Consider the following 15,119-nt stretch of genomic DNA (forward strand, 5'->3'; position numbering starts at 1 on the left):
CCTCCCCTTCGGCGCCGCCCGGGGGCCCGGGCGGGCCCCCGCGGACGGTGGGTAGGCAGAGTTCGCCGGTGTCTACGCCCCGGCGGCACAGCGAGCACCAGTCGAAGTGGGCGCCGGTGAGCCCGGGGACTGCGGCCCGCAGGACGGAGGCGGCTCGACCAAGGGCCTCGCCGTCCACCGCGAAGCACCGCACGATCCAGGTGTCACAGGTCGTCCGCGGTGTCCACCAGCTGTAGAGCTCCAGGTGGAACGCCGACCTGTCGTCGGACCACCACATGTCGGCGGGCCCGGTTGCCTCGCGTACGCGGGGCGGCAGGTGCTCCTCGGCCACGGAAGGGGCCACTCCGAGGGGAGTGGCAGTCCGGAGGACGAGGTGCGGCCACCGGTACACACCCGCCAATAGGGCGTCGGCCTCCAACCGCTGATCAACGCTGCTGTTGATCAGCCTGTGCGTCAAGCCCGGTACCGGTATCGCGGTGCGGCCGTCCGCGAGGACGTCCAGCCGATAGGTCCCGGGGCCATCGAGGATTCCGGGAAAGGCCCAGCCGTGAGACGTCCAATGGGCGGACGGAGCCCCATCGAGACCGTACTCGCTGGCGTTGCCGCCCCGCGGTGAGTAGGACAGGCCGCCGTACCTCTCCTCGAACCGGATCATCGCGTCCACGATCCCGGGGCCTGTGGGAGGCTTGAACCCGGTGTCGTCGACCGTCGGCGTGTAGTGCGTGAATCGGTCGGCAGGGGTGGGTGGATGTCGTCGAGCACGCTGTGAGAGGAAGCTGCGGAGCCGGGGCGACACTGTGGGGTCATCAAGGATGTGTATGCCGCACAGGGTACTCATGATCGAAAAGGTCGGCCAGGCCCGTGCGCCGACCGCCCGCGACCGCGCACGCGGTGGGCCTTCACGGAACGGCCGGCTACGGCCACGGGTAGCCCAGGTGCCCGGGGTCGTAGCCTCCGCAGAGTTCGGCCGTGGCACGGGGGTCGCCGGCGGTCAGTTTCGCTTCGAGGCGCGTGGCCTGGTCCGACGGGTCGTCCGCGGAGATCGGGAGGGTCATCAGGAACTGGGCCCAGGGCAGATCCGTGTCCTCCCGGCCAGGGGGATGCCTCAGGACGACGTCGATCCGATCGGGCTCCCCGCGGGAGGCCCAGACGGCTTCCAGCTCGCAATCCCACCTGGCGAGCCAGTCCTCGCGTGCCCTGAGGCCCGCTTCGAGCAAGGTCGCGACCACTGCGGCGGGCCACTCCCAACTGCGGTCCCGTTCGGCTCGCAGGACCTCGGCCTCGTACCGATCCGCGGCGAACCGAAACTCCGGCAGGTCGAAGCCCCGTCCGGCCGGGTCGCGCCAGCCCGCCCAGACGACATGGTCGCCGTCGCGCGCGACCGTCACGTAGAGAGCACTGCAGCACTGCTCCAAGCCGCACCCGGATCGACCGAGCCGAACCTCGTGAGCCGTCGCCGTGGCCTGCAACGGCCTGCCCTGGCCCAGGAGGTACCGGGGGCCCGAGCCCACGAACCGGGGGCCGCCCGATCCCCCGCTGCGGAGGGACAGGTCGGCCAGGAGATCCCGGCCACCAACGATGGGGCGGACCTCCAGGTAGCCCTCGCCGGGTGGTGGGCAACGGATGCTCAGGCTGAGAGTGTCCGGTTCTGTGGCCATCGGCCAAGGATCACGGAGCCGGCCGCAGCTGTCATGCGACTTTGCGTGGCTCCACTCAGGGCGGTGGTCGGCCGGCCGGGAAGGGCGGATCTCTATGACGTCATGTCACGCAGGTCGGGGCGGTTCCTGGGCAGTCCGAAGCCTGCCATCTGCTTCTCCTCGTAGGACAGGAAGCCGAGACTCCGGTAGAACGCATGGTTGCGCTCGCCTTCCGGTGACGACTCGTGGTCCGTGGAGAGGAGGAAGAACCGGCAGTGCGAGTAGCGTCGCATGAGGTGTTCGACCAGGGCCCGGCCGACACCCTGTCGGTGATGCGCAGGGTTGACCACGACGTCCTGGACATAACAGATGTGTTCGTCGTCGGAGACGGTCCGGGCCAGTCCGAGGAGCGTTCCTGAAGCGTTTCGCGCGGTGATGACAAGATGAGAGTTCCGCAGGCCGCGACAGAGCTTGTCGACGTCGGCGGTGTAGCCCTCCCAGCCGACCGAGGCGTAGAGGCCCAACATCTCATCAGGATCGAAAGTGGCTTCTTCCGCGACAAACACGCCAAACCCCCTGCGGCCGTGCCGCGTCTCCGTGCCGACGACGTCTTCCTGCATCTGACTCCACACTCGTCAGTCACGTCAAGATCGGTATCTGTCGGCCTCGACCGACAGGGCACGTCGCTCGGTTCGGGGTACGAACCCTGTTTCCGGCGGCTGCTCCCCGGCGGATATGCGCTGTCACCACCGCTAATGCACCGATAAGATGACCGTAGGTGTGCCGGGAAGCCTGGTCGGCTCGGGGGACTACTGCGGCATTCGGGCGGCGGTGACCCCGTTCGTCGTGGTGGGGTTGTTTCCGTCGATGCACGTAGTCGGGATCGTTCTCGTCCTGGTGGTTCTGGGCACGGCCGTGGCCACCTTCGCCGGGCGCCTGCGGGTGCCCGCGCCGTCGCTGCTCGTCCTGGCCGGTGTCGGGGCGGCCCTGGTGCCCGGCGTCCCCGCGCTGCACGTTCCGCCGCAGATCATCGGCATGGTGGTCCTGCCGCCGCTGCTGTACGCCTCCGCCGAGGAGCTGTCCCTGCGGGACCTGCGCACGGTGTGGCGCCCGGTCACGATCCTCTCCTTCGGCCTGGTCTTCGCCTCCGCCGCCGCCGTGGGCTTCGCGGCCGTCGCCGTCGCGGGCCTGCCGCCCGCGATGGCGTTCGTGCTCGGCGCCGTGCTGTCCAGCACCGACCCGGTGGCGGTCACCGCCCTCGGGCGCCGGCTGGCGCTGCCGGGACGGGTCCAGGTGCTGGTGCAGGCGGAGAGCCTGTTCAACGACGCGACCTCACTGGTGCTGTTCAAGGTGGCCGTCGGCATCGCGGTGGCCGTCGGCGCGGCGGTGAGCCTGCCGGCGGCGGGCGGGGAGTTCCTGCTGCTCGGCGGCGGCGGGAGTCTGGTGGGGGCCGCCGTCGCGGGCCTGGTGTGGCTGGTTCGGCGCCGCACCGTCGACCCGGTGCTGGAGACCGTCATAGCGCTGGTCACCCCGTACGCCGCCTACGTGTTGGCCGAGTCCGTGCACACATCAGGCGTCACCTCGGTCGTCGTCGCCGGCGTGTTGCTCGGCCGCTCCGGCCACCGGCTCACCGACGCCCACATCCGCCTCCAGCTGAACGCCGTCTACGCGGTGGTCGTGTTCCTGCTGGAGAGCGTCGTCTTCAGCATCGTCGGCCTCGAACTGCCCACCCTGGTGCGGGACCTGCCCGCGGGCACCGGCCTGTGGCCGCTCCAGGCGCTCGCCCTGGCCGCCGTGCTGATCGCGGTGCGCGTGCTCTCCACGCTGCCGCTGACCCGGGCGGTCAAGCCGACGCAGGGCCGCGGCCGGCTCTCCTGGCGGGTGGCCGGGGTGGTCACCTGGGCCGGCACCCGCGGGGTCATGCCGCTGGCCGCCGCCCTCTCGATCCCGCTCGTCACCGACGACGGCACGAAGCTCGCCGGACGCCCGCTGGTCCTGGTCCTCACCACCGCCGTCGTCGTCCTCACGCTGGTCGGCCAGGGCCTCACCCTGGCCGCCGTGGTCAACCGCTCCGGCCTCGCCCTCGAACCCGAGCACACCGTCCGCGAGGAGGACGACGCCCGCGACGCCCTCAACCGCACCGCCCTCGACCACGTCGAGAACCTCGCCGAGCTGGAAGCCCTGTCCGACACCGCCGTCGACCGCGTCCGCCGCGCCCTGACCGCCCGCCTCGACCGCACCCCCGAGACCCCCGACGGCACCACCGCCGACGCCTCCTACCGCCAGCTGCGCCGCGAGGTCATCGCCGTCCAGAGCACCGAACTGCGCCGTCTCTACGACGAGCACCGCATCAGCGACACCACCCGCCGCCGCCTCCAGCACGACCTCGACCGCGAGGAGGCCGCCCTCGGCACGCCGTGACGCCGACGCGGACGACCGCCGTCCGACCGGATGACGGTTCCGGTGCTCCGGGGCGCTCCGTGATAGGACGTCGGGCGAGCGGCGTCGTCCGCCGTCACGTCCCTGCGGGTCCGCAGCGAGGGGGAGCCGCCAGCCATGAGGGCCGACAACCGCCTGACGCGGATGGCGCGGATGGTGCGTTCGGCGAGGGAGCGGTACGCGGGATCGTGGGCCGAGGCGCTGTGGAAGCGGCTGGAGGCGGTCGACTTCATGAGCCAGGGGCTCCAGTTCGCCGCCACGCTCCTGCTCTGCTTCTTCCCGTTCATGATCGTGACGAACGCGCTGGCAGGCCGGTCGACGGTGACCGCCCTGGTGCGGCGCCTGGGCCTGGACCGGCAGGCGTCGGCCGACGTGAGCGACCTGTTCGCCCCGTCGACCACCACGAGCAGCGCCGTCACGGGCACGGCGTCGGTGTTCTTCGTCCTGGGCGGCTTCGCCGCGGCGTCGGCGCTGCAGCAGCTGTACCAGCGGATCTTCGAGCTCCCTGGGCGGGGCGTGCGGGACGTGCTCCACCAGGTGCTGTCGCTGGCCGTGGTGATCGCGGGGGCGGCCCTGGCGGCGTGGACCGGGCCGGCGCTGCACCGGGTGGGCGGGCCCGTGCTCCTCGGGGCCGTCGCACTGGTGGCGGCCGCCCTGCTCTGGTGGGTGCTGATGCGGCTCCTCCTGGCGGGCCGGGTGCCGTGGCGTGACCTGCTGCCGTCCGCCGTCATCACCGCCGTCTGCTACCTGGGGATGCGGGTGGTGTTCTCGTTCACCGCCTCGGACACCGTCACGTCGAACACGGCGGAGTACGGGCCGATCGGGGTGGTCTTCTTCCTCATGTCCTGGCTGATCGCCCTCGGCGTGGTGATCATCCTGGGGGCGGTCACCGGGATCGTCTGGCGGGAACGGGGTCTGTCGCTCCGGGCGGCCCTGGGCAGGCGGCCCCGGCCGGGGAAGCCCGGCCGGGGCTGAGGGGGACGCCTCAGGACACGGGTGCGGGCTCGGGAGCCGCGGGCACGTCGTCGGCGGTCCTGCGGGTGAGTCGGCGGATCTGGGGTTCGAGGAGGACCGCCGCGCTGAGGAGGGTGCAGATCACGGCGCACGCCCACAGCGCGCCGGAGATGCCGAGCGCGTTCGAGACCGGGCCGGCCAGGGCGATGCCGAGCGGGGCGAGGGAGAGCGAGCCGAGGTGGTCGTAGGCGCAGACGCGGGAGAACATCTCGGCCGGGATCTCCTGCTGGAGCGCGACCATCCAGTTCACGCCGAAGACGGTGACGCCGACGCCGGAGAGGAACATCGCCGCGATCAGCACCGGCAGCGGTGCCGCGAGCGCCAGGGCGAGCGCTGGGACGCCGAACAGGAACACGCCCCAGTTGCCGACCAGCAGGATGCGGCGCGGCTGCCAGCGCACCATCAGCAGGCCGGTGACGACCAGCCCGACCCCGTAGGCGGCCATCGCCAGCCCCCAGTCCGCGGCGCCGCCGAGCCGCTCCTCCGCGACGACCGGACCGTACACGGACTCGACCGCGCCGACGCAGGCCACCAGGACGGAGAACTGGAGGACGACCACCCAGAGCCACCGGCGGGAGGCGAACTCCCGCCAGCCGTCCCGCAGTTCGCTCAGCATGGTGGTGCCGGAGGTGGCGGGTGCGGCCTCGGCCTCCAGGAAGAAGCGCAGGGCGGCGGCGACCAGGAAGCAGACGGCGTCGAGGCCGAGCACCCAGCCGGGCCCGACGGCGGCGGTGAGCGCGCCGCCGAGGGCGGCCCCGCCGATCTGGCTGGCGTTCTGGCCCATCCGGAAGACCGAGAACGCCCGGGCGGCGTGGTCCGGCGGGACGCTCTGGAGGATCATGCCCTCGGCCGCGGGGGCGTAGAGCGCGAATCCGGCGCCACCGGCCGCGGAGAGGACGAGCAACTGCCAGAGCTGGGTGTGGCCGTTCAGCACGAGCGCGGCCAGGACGGCCTGGGAGAGGCCGCTGAACAGGTTGGCCGCGACCATGACGTGATGGCGCGGCAGCCGGTCGGCGAGGGCGCCGCCGATCACCAGCAGCAGGACGGTCGGCAGCAGGCGGGCGGCCGTGACGTACCCGACCTCGGTGCCGGACCCGCCGTCGCCGAGCACGGCGAAGGCGGTGGCGATCGGCGCACCGGCGTTGCCGAGGCCGCTGACCACGGTGGCGGCCGTCTGGATCCGGAAGTTGCGGCCCGCCCAGGCGAAGCGACGGGCGGGCGGGGGCGGGGGCTGGGGTGGGGGTTGGCTCGGCACCCAGCGACTATGGCCGAAGGTTCGTACAGGCGTCCATCGGGTTTGGCGCGGCCGTGCCTCGAACGGCGGGCCGGTCCGGCGGGCGGTGATGGGATGATGGGCCGGACGGTTCGCGGGTGAGGGGTGGGGCATGGCCGGCAGGTTGCGGGTGCTGAGGCAGCAGAACCGGCTCAGCCTCGAAGCGCTGGCCGAACAGGTCGGGGTCACCAAGAGCTACCTCTCCAAGATCGAGCGCGGGCTCGGCGACCCGTCGATCTCGACGGCGCTCAAGCTCGCCCACGCGCTCAAGGTCGACGTCGGCCGGCTCTTCTCGGACGAGGTGGAGCCGGAGCTCGTCACCGTCGTCCGCGCCGGGGAGCGGACGCCGATCGCGAGCGGGACCGGCCCGGGCGCCCCGAACTACGAGGGCATCGCGACCGGGCTCAGCGGCAAGCGGATGGTGCCGTTCGTGATGTACCCGCCGCTCGACAACGCCGGATCGCCGTTCAAGTCGCACGCGGGGGAGGAGTTCTTCTTCGTCCACGCGGGCACGGCGGAGCTGGAGTTCCCCGAGCGGACCGTCCACCTCGGGCCCGGGGACAGCGTCTACTTCAACTCCGCTCTCCCGCACCGCTGTCGGAGCACCGGGCCGGAGCCCGCGCACATCCTCGTGGTGATCCACGACGACCCGGCCGGCCCCTCGGACCGGGTGCCGAGCCTGCCCTGACGCCCTCCCGGCCGTTTCGGACGGCTTGGTAGAGTGCCGCAGCCCGAAAGGTCGGGCACTGACGGCCGACGGCTCGGTGCGGCCGGAGTGACGAGGGGGACGATGTGAGGGACCTGGCGGCGGACGACCAGACCGTGCTGCTCGATGAACTCGTGGCCGGACTGCTCGACCCCGACGGCGATCTCGACGAGCTGGCCGCGATCGGGGCCCACCTCACCGGCACGCTCAGCGCCGACCTCGTCCCGCGCCTGGAGGCGCACCTGGAAACGGCCGTCGCCGCCCGGAACCAGTACGCCCGCTCCGTCCTCGCCGGCCTCCTCGCCGAGACGGCCGGCCGCTCGTCCCTGCCCGTGCTGCTGCGGGCCTGGTCCCGCGACCTGGGCGACGACCAGGACAGCCTGACGACGATGATCACCGTCCTCGCCCAGGACGATCCGTCCGCCGCGCGCCGCACCCTCCTGCCCTGGACGGAGAGCGCCGACGCCGACCTGCGCCGGGCGGCGCTCTGGCTGCTCGGCTTCGTCCCCGACCCGGCCGACGTCGCCGTCCTGGCCCGCGCGGCGCACGACCCGGACGAGCGGATCCGCAGCGTGGTCGCCGGCGCCCTCGGCAGCCACGGCACGGACCCGGCGGCCGTGGACCTGATGGTGGGCCTCCTGGCCGATCCCGCCGAGCAGGTGCGCATCTCCGCCCTCAGCTCGCTCGGCTACCGCCGCCAGCCGCGCACCCTGCCGGACATCTGCCGCCTCGTCAACGACGACAGCCCGAGCGTGCGGGCCTGGGTGGCCATCGCCCTGCGGCGCTTTCCCGCGACGGAGATCGGCGACGAGGCGGTGGCCGACGTCCTGGCCAGGCTGGAGCGGGACGCGGAGCCGCACGTCCGTGATCAGGCGATGGCCGCGCGGCAAGGGGCGGCCCGCCGGGGCCGGTGAACGCCCTTGCCCGGTGAACCCCGTGCCCGGTGAACCCCCGTGCCCGGTGAACCCCCGTGCCCGGCTCCGCCGTTCGCGACGGGGCCGGGCACGGTACTCGCCGGGTACTCAGGCGGCCGCGGCCAGCAGCCGGGCCAGCTCCGCCGTCCCCGCCTCGTCGAGCGGGAGCAGCGGCTTGCGGGGCTCGCCGACGTCCAGGCCCCGCAGGGCCAACCCCGCCTTGACGGTCGTCGGCAGGCCGCCGTCGAGCAGGAACCGGAGCACCGGGAGCTGGCGGTAGTACACCTCACGGGCCCTGTCCAGGTCGCCCGCCTGCACCGCCCGGTACAGCTCCAGCGTGAGCTCCGGGATGACACAGGGTGCGGCCGTGCACCAGCCGGACGCGCCGGCGGCGAAGGCCGCCAGGGCGAGCGGGTTGGAGCCGTTGTAGAACGGCAGGGCGCCGTCGGAGAGTTGGGTGAGGCGGTGCATCCGCTGGATGTCGCCGCTGCTCTCCTTGACCATGGTGATGTTGTCGACCTCGGTGACGAGCCGGTGCAGGAGCTCCGGCGGGAGGTCGACGCCGGCCGTCGCCGGGTTGTTGTAGACCATCAGCGGGATGCCGACCGCGTCGGCGATGGTGGTGTAGTGGCGGGTGATCTCGCGCTCGTCCAGGCGCCAGTACGAGAGCGGCAGCACCATCACCACGTCGGCGCCGGCCTTCTCGGCGAACCGGGCGCGGCGGACGGCGCTGCGGGTGGTGAGGTCGGCGATGCCGACGACGGTCGGGACGCGTCCGGCGACGGCGGAGACGGACGCCTCGGCGGCGGCGTACCACTCGGCGTCGTCGAGGTAGGCGCTCTCGCCGGTGGAGCCGAGCGGGGCGATGGCGTGGCAGCCACCGGCGATCAACCGCTCGATGAGGGCTGCGAGTCGGACGAGGTCGAGGCTGTCGTCGGTGCGCGAGAACGGGGTCACCGGGTAGGCGATGATCCCTTCCAGGGTGGTCGCCATGTCAGGAGCCCTCCCGGGCGGTGAGCGCGTCGCCGTGGCCGGCGCGCAGGGCGCGGCGGGCGTAGTAGGCGAAGTTCGCCTGGCCGCGCTTGGGGGTGGACGTCCAGTCGTGGGCCTCCTGCGCGAGGAGTTCGGGGATCTCCTGGATCTTCCCGGCGGCGCTCGCCAACAGCTGGAGTTTCGCGGTCCGTTCGAAGAGCAGGGCGAGCGTGCACGCCTCCTCGACCGTCCCGGTGGCGACGAGCTGGCCGTGGTGGGCGAGCAGCAGGGCGCGCTTGTCGCCGAGGGCGGCGGAGATGATCTCGCCCTCCTCGTTGCCGACGGGGATGCCGGGCCACTTCTCCAGGAACGCGCAGTCGTCGTAGAGCGGGCACGCGTCCATGTGGGAGACGATCAGCGGGGTCTCCAGCATGGACAGCGCGGAGATGTGCAGCGGGTGGGTGTGGATGACGCAGTTGACGTCCGGGCGGGCGCGGTAGACCCAACTGTGGAACCGGTTGGCCGGGTTGGCCATCCCGTCGCCTTCGAGGACATCGAGGTCCTCGTCGACGAGGAGGAGGTTGTCCTCGGTGATCTCGTCGAAGCCGAGCCCGAGGCGCTGCGTGTAGTAGGTGCCGGGGCGCTCGGCGCGGGCGGTGATCTGCCCGGCGAGGCCGGAGTCGTGCCCGGCGTCGAACAGGATGCGGCAGGTCAGCGCGAGCTTCTGGCGCACCGTCCAGCCGTTGTCGGGTATCGCGGTCGCCATGCGGCGCTGGGCGAGGTCCACCAGTTCGGACTTGCCCGCCTGGAACGTGTCGGCCATGGGGCCCGGCTCTCCTTCGATCCTCGGTGGTGCCGTGGTTGAGAACACATCGTTCACAGTAGGACACAAGGTGTCCTCCGTCCAGAGTCCGTCCAGGGTCCGTCCAAGGCGCCGTTCGGAATCCCGTGATGGAACGTCAACGGCCGGGAGCCGGTCCACTACCGTTCGGCGGGCGAAGGAGCTTGAGTCTCCAGCAGGGGGAGACGCGAAGGTGGGGGCATGGACGGCGACACGCTCTTCTCGATCGGTGACCTGGCCCGGCGCACCGGGCTGACGGTCAAGACCATCCGGTTCTACTCCGACTCCGGGATCGTGCCGCCGACGGACCGCAGCCCGGCCGGCTACCGGCTGTACGACGTCGGCGCACTCGCGCGCCTGGACCTCGTACGCACGCTTCGCGACCTGGGACTCGACCTCGCCGTCATCCGGCGGGTGCTGGACGACGAGGTCTCGGTGCCCGAGATCGCGGCCGCGCACGCCGACGCCCTGGAGGTGCAGATCCGCACCCTCCGGCTGCGGCGGGCGGTGCTGCGCGCGGTGGCCAAGCGGGGCTCCACCACCGAGGAAATGGATCTCATGCACAAGCTCGCAAAGCTCTCCGACGCCGAACGCCGGCGTCTCATCGGCGACTTCATCGACGACACGTTCGGCGGCCTGGACGCCAACGCCGAGTTCGTCGACATGATGCGCTCGGCCATGCCCGACCTGCCGGACGACCCCGAACCCGACCAGGTGGACGCCTGGGTGGAACTCGCCGAACTCGCCCAGGACCCGGACTTCCGTGCCGCCGTCCGCCGCATGGCGCAGTACCAGGCGGCCGAACGCGCCCAGGGCGACATCACCGGACTCCATCAACAGCTCACGGAGACCGTGCGCGACGAAGTCGGCCGCGCGCTCGACGCCGGCACCGACCCGGCCTCGCCCGAGGGCGGGCGCATCCTCGACACCCTGAGTGCCCGCTACGCGGAGACCTTCGACCGACCCGACGACGCCGACCTGCGCCGGTGGCTGCTGACCCGCCTGGAGGTCGCGGGCGACCCGCGGACGGAGCGCTACTGGCACCTGCTGGCCGTCATCAACGGCTGGCCGGTCCCGCCGAGCCTGGCCCCCGTGTTCGCGTGGCTCACGGAGGCCCTGCGCGCCGGGAGCCGGTGACGCGCAGGGCCGGGTCCTCGCGGCGAGCGGTCACGCCGCGGGGACTCCCCTTCCCCTACCGCTTGACGCGGTTCCCGAGGTCGGTCGGGATGGAGTCGTCGCTGCGGGTGGCGCGCACCTCTGGCCGCCGGGGAGTGGCGGGTGCTAGACAATCACCATGCTGTTTCTGGGGGTCGCGCTGTTCGTTCTCGTGATGACGGTGCGGATGGTGAAGTACGTACTCGACCTGAACGCCGACTTCCGGCGGGTGCGCGGCGAGGGTGTCCGCCTGCAGGCCGAGGTGGTGGACTACGACAAGCGGGTGGGGGACCGGGCCGACGAGTTCTACCTGCGGCCCATCGTGCGGTACTACCTCAACGACCGCACCTACCAGGCCACGGTGGGAAACGCGTCCGGCAGCAATCCGCTGCCGCTGGGTTCGTTCACGACCGTCGTGGTCTCGCCCAAGACGCCCTACGCGCCGTACGACCCGTACCAGGGCATCGGCGGCGCGGTCGTGTTCGCCTTCGTGGCCCTGGCGGCAGCGGTGGGAATGCTGTACTGGGCGATCGTGCGCCTCTGACCGCCGGGTGCGCGTCAGCGGGGCGCGGTGGCGCTCCGGCGCGCCCGGCCGGTGCTCCGTCAGGACGGTGACCTGCACGGCGCAGGGCCTTACGCTCGCGGTGTGTCCGGGTCGAGGCGGGAGGAGGCCGTTGATGGACGCACCGGTCGCGGTCGGAGGGCCCTCGGCGTGGCAGGGGGCGGAGCTGGAGGAGCGCGACTGGGTGGTCCCGGTGGACCGGGTCGCGGAGCACCTGCGTCACGGGCCCGGATTCGCGGTCGTGCGCGGGCTCGACCTGGAGGCGCCGGCCGACGAGGACTGCGTCGAGGTGTGCCGCCGGATCCTGGCACAGGTGGGCGAGGTGCGCCCGGTGGACCTGGCCCTGCCCGGGCACAACCTGCTGACGGCGGGCGCGCAGCTGGACGAGGCGGAGCTCGGGCCGCACACCGACCGGGGGATGTCCCCGCGGCCTGCGCGGCTGATGGCCCTGCTGTGTGTACGCCCGGCGGGCTCCGGCGGCGACTCGCTGCTGGTCAGCGGGCATGCCGTGCACGACGTCCTGCTCGGCTCCCGCCCGGAGGTGCTGCCGGCCCTCTACGGGGACTTCGACTTCGGCGACGGGCCGGGCTACGAGCGTGTCTACCCCGTGTTCCGGCGCAGTGCCGGCCGGCTGGAGGTGCAGTACAACCGGTACTGGATCACTCGCGGTCAGCAGGAGTGCGGCTCGCCGTTGACCGATCGTCAAGTGGAGGCCCTGGATGCCTTCGACGAGGTCGTCGCCGACCCGAGGATGGTCCTGCGCGTGCAGCTGGGGCGCGGTGACCTGTTGCTGGTGGACAACACGACCGTGCTGCACGGCAGGACCGCCTTCGTCGACCCGCCCCCGCCGCGGGCCGGGCGCTGCCTCGCGCGGGTGTGGGCCGACTGAGGGTCGATCCGGTGGGCGAACTGCCCCATGCAGGACCAACCGTCCGGTGGGCCGGCCCAGCCGCCCCAGGGCGCCCCGGCGCAACCTCCGTTACCGGCCCTGCCCCTTCGGGCCGCCGCGCAGGCACGGCGACCGCGAGGGGTGGTCGAGGTCCGGCGGTGACGCCTGGAATGGCGGGGGGTGTGAGGAGTGCCTCTCCCTGGGCGCCGGCCACGTGGCCGACGCTCCCGGCGGCCGGAGAGGCACTCCCCGGCTCCGACGGCGGAGTCAGTGCCTCACGGGCGGCGCAGGAAGACGTCCTGGAGCGCGTTGGTGTCTCCCGGTACCAGGTTGCCGTCGTCGGCGTCGAAGATCACCGTGTCGCCGGTGGCGTCCACGGAGGGGCTGTAGGCGGCCGTGTCGCTCTGCCGGCCGTCGCGGGTCAGGCTGATCCGCTCGATCGTCCCGGTCCACAGGTCGCGGCGGAAGACGTCGGTGGCGTTGTTGGTGTCGCCGGGGACGAGGTTGTCGGCGCTGGAGTCGAAGTAGACCCAGCGGTCGTCGACGGTCATGGCACCGCCGGAGGAGTCGGCGTCGGGGCTGGTGGTGCCGGGCAGGCCGGTGTCGACCTTGGTGGTCCTGCCGGTGGCGAGCTCGTGGACGTACACGTCGAGCCGGGTGCCGCCGTGACCGGGTTGCCCCTGGCCGAAGGTCGCGAGGCTGTAGACGGCGTAGCGGCCGTCCCGGCTGACCCGGGCGTCGTAGGCGGCGCCGCCCAGGTGCCCGGCCTCGTCCACGCTGCCGGCGGCGGTCCTGCCGGTGTCGGCCTTCCAGACGTAGTAGGGGTAGTAGTGGGGCCCGCGTGCAAGCCCTGGGGACGCGGCGAGGGCAGGGGCGGCCGGGAGCAGGTTGCCCGCCCGGGAGCCGAAGCCGATGGTGGAGCCGTCCGCGCTGATCGTGGGGTTGAAGGAGTTGCTGTCGGCGGCCGCGCCGTTCGCGCCGAGGGTGACGAGGCGGCTGGTATGGGTCCAGCGGTCGGTGACGTAGACGTTGTTCCGGCCGCGGGTGGCGGGGCCGGGGGCGAGGTCGCCGCGATCGGAGACGTAGGCGACGTAGCGGCCGTCGCGGCTGATCGAGGGGCTCTGGGCGTCGTACGGGGTCTGGTCGTCGGTGGTGGGCAGGCCGCCCGCGGTGACGAGTTCCGTGCGGCCGGTCCAGCGGTCGCGCACGTAGACGTCGCTGCGGTGCTTCGACCCGCCGGGCAGCACGTTGGTGGCCGTGGTGCTGAACGCGACGTACCGGCCGTCACCGCTGATCGAGGCCTGGAAGGTCATGGCGTCGAGCTTGGCGCCGTCGGCGGCGACGCTGACCCGCTCGACGTGGCCGTTGCGCAGGTCCTTCACGTAGATCTCGGTGTTGTTCGGAGTGCCGCCCTGGGGCAGCAGGTTGGTGGCCGTGGACGAGAAGAGCGCGGAGCGGCCGTCGTCGCTCAGCCCGAGCGCGGTCGAGTAGCCGTCGAGCTGCTCGCCCTTGGCGCCTTCGCTGACGCGGGCGGTGTCGCCCTTGGGTGGGCGGGCCTCGGCGGACGGCGTCGCGGCGCCGACCGCGAGGGCGACCGCCAGGACGGCGGCGGCGCGCGCCGACCGGCGGCGGGTGCGGGCGGTGGTCATGGAACGTCCTCCCCTGATGACGGTGCCGGGCTCCGACACCCCCGCGGCCCGGCTCGGCAAGAGCCAAGCGCTGCGGCCGACTTGTGGTCAACGGCCGGGCGGGAGGTCGACCGGAATTCCGGCCGAAACCTCCCCCTCCGGTACGACCCGGCCAGTCGTACCGGAGGGGGAGTGCCGCTACGGGCGCCAGACCACCGCGAGGTGGCGGGTGACCCAGGGCTGGGGGTGGAAGTCGTCGGCTAGCGGGGCCTGATGGGGAGGATGGTCTGCCCGGTCAGCGGAGGGACAGGACCGCGACCTCGTGGCCGAAACCGACCGCGAGCCGCCCGCCTGGAGCCACCGCCACCGCAAACACTGGTGCGGGGAACCGCAGTTCCGTCCCCACTTGCTCGCCGGTGGCCGAGTCCCATACCTCTACCGTCCCGTCCTCGCCGACGGTGACGGTGACCGCCCGGCCCTCCACCTCGCCGGTTTCCACCGCCGAGATGTCTTCGCTGTGGCCTCGCCGGGGGTTGCCGATCTGCTCGCCGGTGGCCAGGTCCCACACCCGCACGGTCCCGTCCTCGCCGTCGGTGACGACGACCGGCCGGCCCTCCACGTCGCCGGTTTCCACCGCCGAGATGTCTTCGCTGTGGCCTCGCCGGGGGTTGCCGATCTGCTCGCCGGTGGCCAGGTCCCACACCTGCACCGTCCCGTCCTCGCTGCCGGTGACGGTGAACGGCCGGCCCTCCACCACCCCGGTTGCCACCGCCCACACCTCCAGGGGAGGACCTTCCAAGGGCTCGCCGATCTCCTGACAGGTGGCCAGGTCCCATATCCGCACCGTCCCGTCGTGGCCGCCGGTGACGGCGACCGGCCGGCCGTCCACCACGCTCGTCGCTACGGCGGACACTGTGCGGTCGTGGCCGTGCAGGAGGGCGCCGATCTGCTCGCCGGTGGCCAGATCCCATACCCGCACTGTCTCGTCGTAGCTGCCGGTGACGGCGACCGGCCGGCCGTCCACCACGCTCGTCGCTACGGCGGACACTGTGCGGTCGTGGCCGTGCAGGAGGGCGCCGATCTGCTCGC

General features: G+C 72.5%; 15 protein-coding genes. 7 read left to right on the top strand and 8 right to left on the bottom strand.

From position 1 onward, the window contains the following. From ACFVU9_RS23625 to ACFVU9_RS23635, 3 genes are all read right to left on the bottom strand, one after another. A partial coding sequence (locus ACFVU9_RS23625) for a hypothetical protein (protein WP_387596256.1) occupies positions 1-838 on the bottom strand: 838 nt, incomplete at its 3' end. A gap of 76 nt (positions 839-914) precedes the next feature. Next, positions 915-1,388: a hypothetical protein gene (locus ACFVU9_RS23630; RefSeq protein WP_387596258.1), complete on the bottom strand. Its 474-nt coding sequence runs from the start codon at positions 1,386-1,388 to the stop codon at positions 915-917. Positions 1,389-1,750: 362 nt separating this feature from the next. Beyond that, positions 1,751-2,257, bottom strand: a complete 507-nt coding sequence (locus ACFVU9_RS23635) for a GNAT family N-acetyltransferase (RefSeq protein ID WP_387596261.1) — start codon at positions 2,255-2,257, stop codon at positions 1,751-1,753. Between the two features lie 247 nt (positions 2,258-2,504). On the opposite strand from ACFVU9_RS23635, the gene ACFVU9_RS23640 reads away from it, so the two are divergent. Both ACFVU9_RS23640 and ACFVU9_RS23645 read left to right on the top strand, forming a co-directional pair. After that, complete coding sequence (locus ACFVU9_RS23640; RefSeq protein ID WP_387596264.1) at positions 2,505-4,058, top strand: Na+/H+ antiporter; 1,554 nt, start codon at positions 2,505-2,507, stop codon at positions 4,056-4,058. Between the two features lie 135 nt (positions 4,059-4,193). Then, positions 4,194-5,051, top strand: coding sequence for a YhjD/YihY/BrkB family envelope integrity protein (locus tag ACFVU9_RS23645; protein ID WP_387596267.1), 858 nt, complete (start codon positions 4,194-4,196; stop codon positions 5,049-5,051). A gap of 10 nt (positions 5,052-5,061) precedes the next feature. On the opposite strand, the gene ACFVU9_RS23650 is transcribed toward ACFVU9_RS23645, so the two are convergent. Next, positions 5,062-6,345, bottom strand: coding sequence for an MFS transporter (locus ACFVU9_RS23650; protein ID WP_387596270.1), 1,284 nt, complete (start codon positions 6,343-6,345; stop codon positions 5,062-5,064). A 130-nt stretch (positions 6,346-6,475) separates the two neighbouring features. Between ACFVU9_RS23650 and ACFVU9_RS23655 the strand changes: the two genes are divergently transcribed. Next, positions 6,476-7,051 (top strand): helix-turn-helix domain-containing protein, encoded by a 576-nt coding sequence (locus ACFVU9_RS23655; RefSeq protein ID WP_380443088.1) that lies wholly within the window; start codon positions 6,476-6,478, stop codon positions 7,049-7,051. A 104-nt stretch (positions 7,052-7,155) separates the two neighbouring features. Continuing rightward, positions 7,156-7,983 (top strand): HEAT repeat domain-containing protein, encoded by an 828-nt coding sequence (locus tag ACFVU9_RS23660; protein WP_380443090.1) that lies wholly within the window; start codon positions 7,156-7,158, stop codon positions 7,981-7,983. A 108-nt stretch (positions 7,984-8,091) separates the two neighbouring features. Here ACFVU9_RS23660 and ACFVU9_RS23665 read toward each other — a convergent pair whose 3' ends face one another. After that, positions 8,092-8,976 carry a dihydrodipicolinate synthase family protein gene (locus ACFVU9_RS23665; protein WP_387596274.1) on the bottom strand — a complete coding sequence of 295 codons (885 nt, stop codon included), beginning with the start codon at positions 8,974-8,976 and terminating at the stop codon, positions 8,092-8,094. A gap of 1 nt (position 8,977) precedes the next feature. Then, on the bottom strand, positions 8,978-9,778 hold the full coding sequence (locus tag ACFVU9_RS23670) for an aldolase (RefSeq protein WP_380509671.1): 801 nt from the start codon (positions 9,776-9,778) through the stop codon (positions 8,978-8,980). 219 nt (positions 9,779-9,997) lie between these two features. On the opposite strand from ACFVU9_RS23670, the gene ACFVU9_RS23675 reads away from it, so the two are divergent. From ACFVU9_RS23675 to ACFVU9_RS23685, 3 genes are all read left to right on the top strand, one after another. Further along, positions 9,998-10,933 carry a MerR family transcriptional regulator gene (locus ACFVU9_RS23675; protein WP_387596278.1) on the top strand — a complete coding sequence of 312 codons (936 nt, stop codon included), beginning with the start codon at positions 9,998-10,000 and terminating at the stop codon, positions 10,931-10,933. Positions 10,934-11,090: 157 nt separating this feature from the next. Then, a complete protein-coding gene (locus ACFVU9_RS23680; RefSeq protein WP_387596281.1) occupies positions 11,091-11,495 on the top strand; it encodes a hypothetical protein in 405 nt (134 codons plus the stop codon). A gap of 133 nt (positions 11,496-11,628) precedes the next feature. Then, positions 11,629-12,402, top strand: a complete 774-nt coding sequence (locus tag ACFVU9_RS23685; RefSeq protein ID WP_380490756.1) for a TauD/TfdA family dioxygenase — start codon at positions 11,629-11,631, stop codon at positions 12,400-12,402. A 275-nt stretch (positions 12,403-12,677) separates the two neighbouring features. On the opposite strand, the gene ACFVU9_RS23690 is transcribed toward ACFVU9_RS23685, so the two are convergent. Together ACFVU9_RS23690 and ACFVU9_RS23695 are read right to left on the bottom strand one after the other, a co-directional pair. Continuing rightward, the gene (locus ACFVU9_RS23690; RefSeq protein WP_387596284.1) at positions 12,678-14,051 is read right to left on the bottom strand and encodes a hypothetical protein; all 1,374 of its coding nucleotides are present in this window, start codon (positions 14,049-14,051) and stop codon (positions 12,678-12,680) included. A 274-nt stretch (positions 14,052-14,325) separates the two neighbouring features. Further along, the coding region (locus ACFVU9_RS23695) for a WD40 repeat domain-containing protein (protein WP_387596287.1) at positions 14,326-15,119 on the bottom strand (794 nt) is incomplete at its 5' end.

The organism is Kitasatospora sp. NPDC057936, from assembly GCF_042887525.1.
In the GTDB taxonomy this organism is placed as follows: Bacteria; Actinomycetota; Actinomycetes; order Streptomycetales; family Streptomycetaceae; genus Kitasatospora.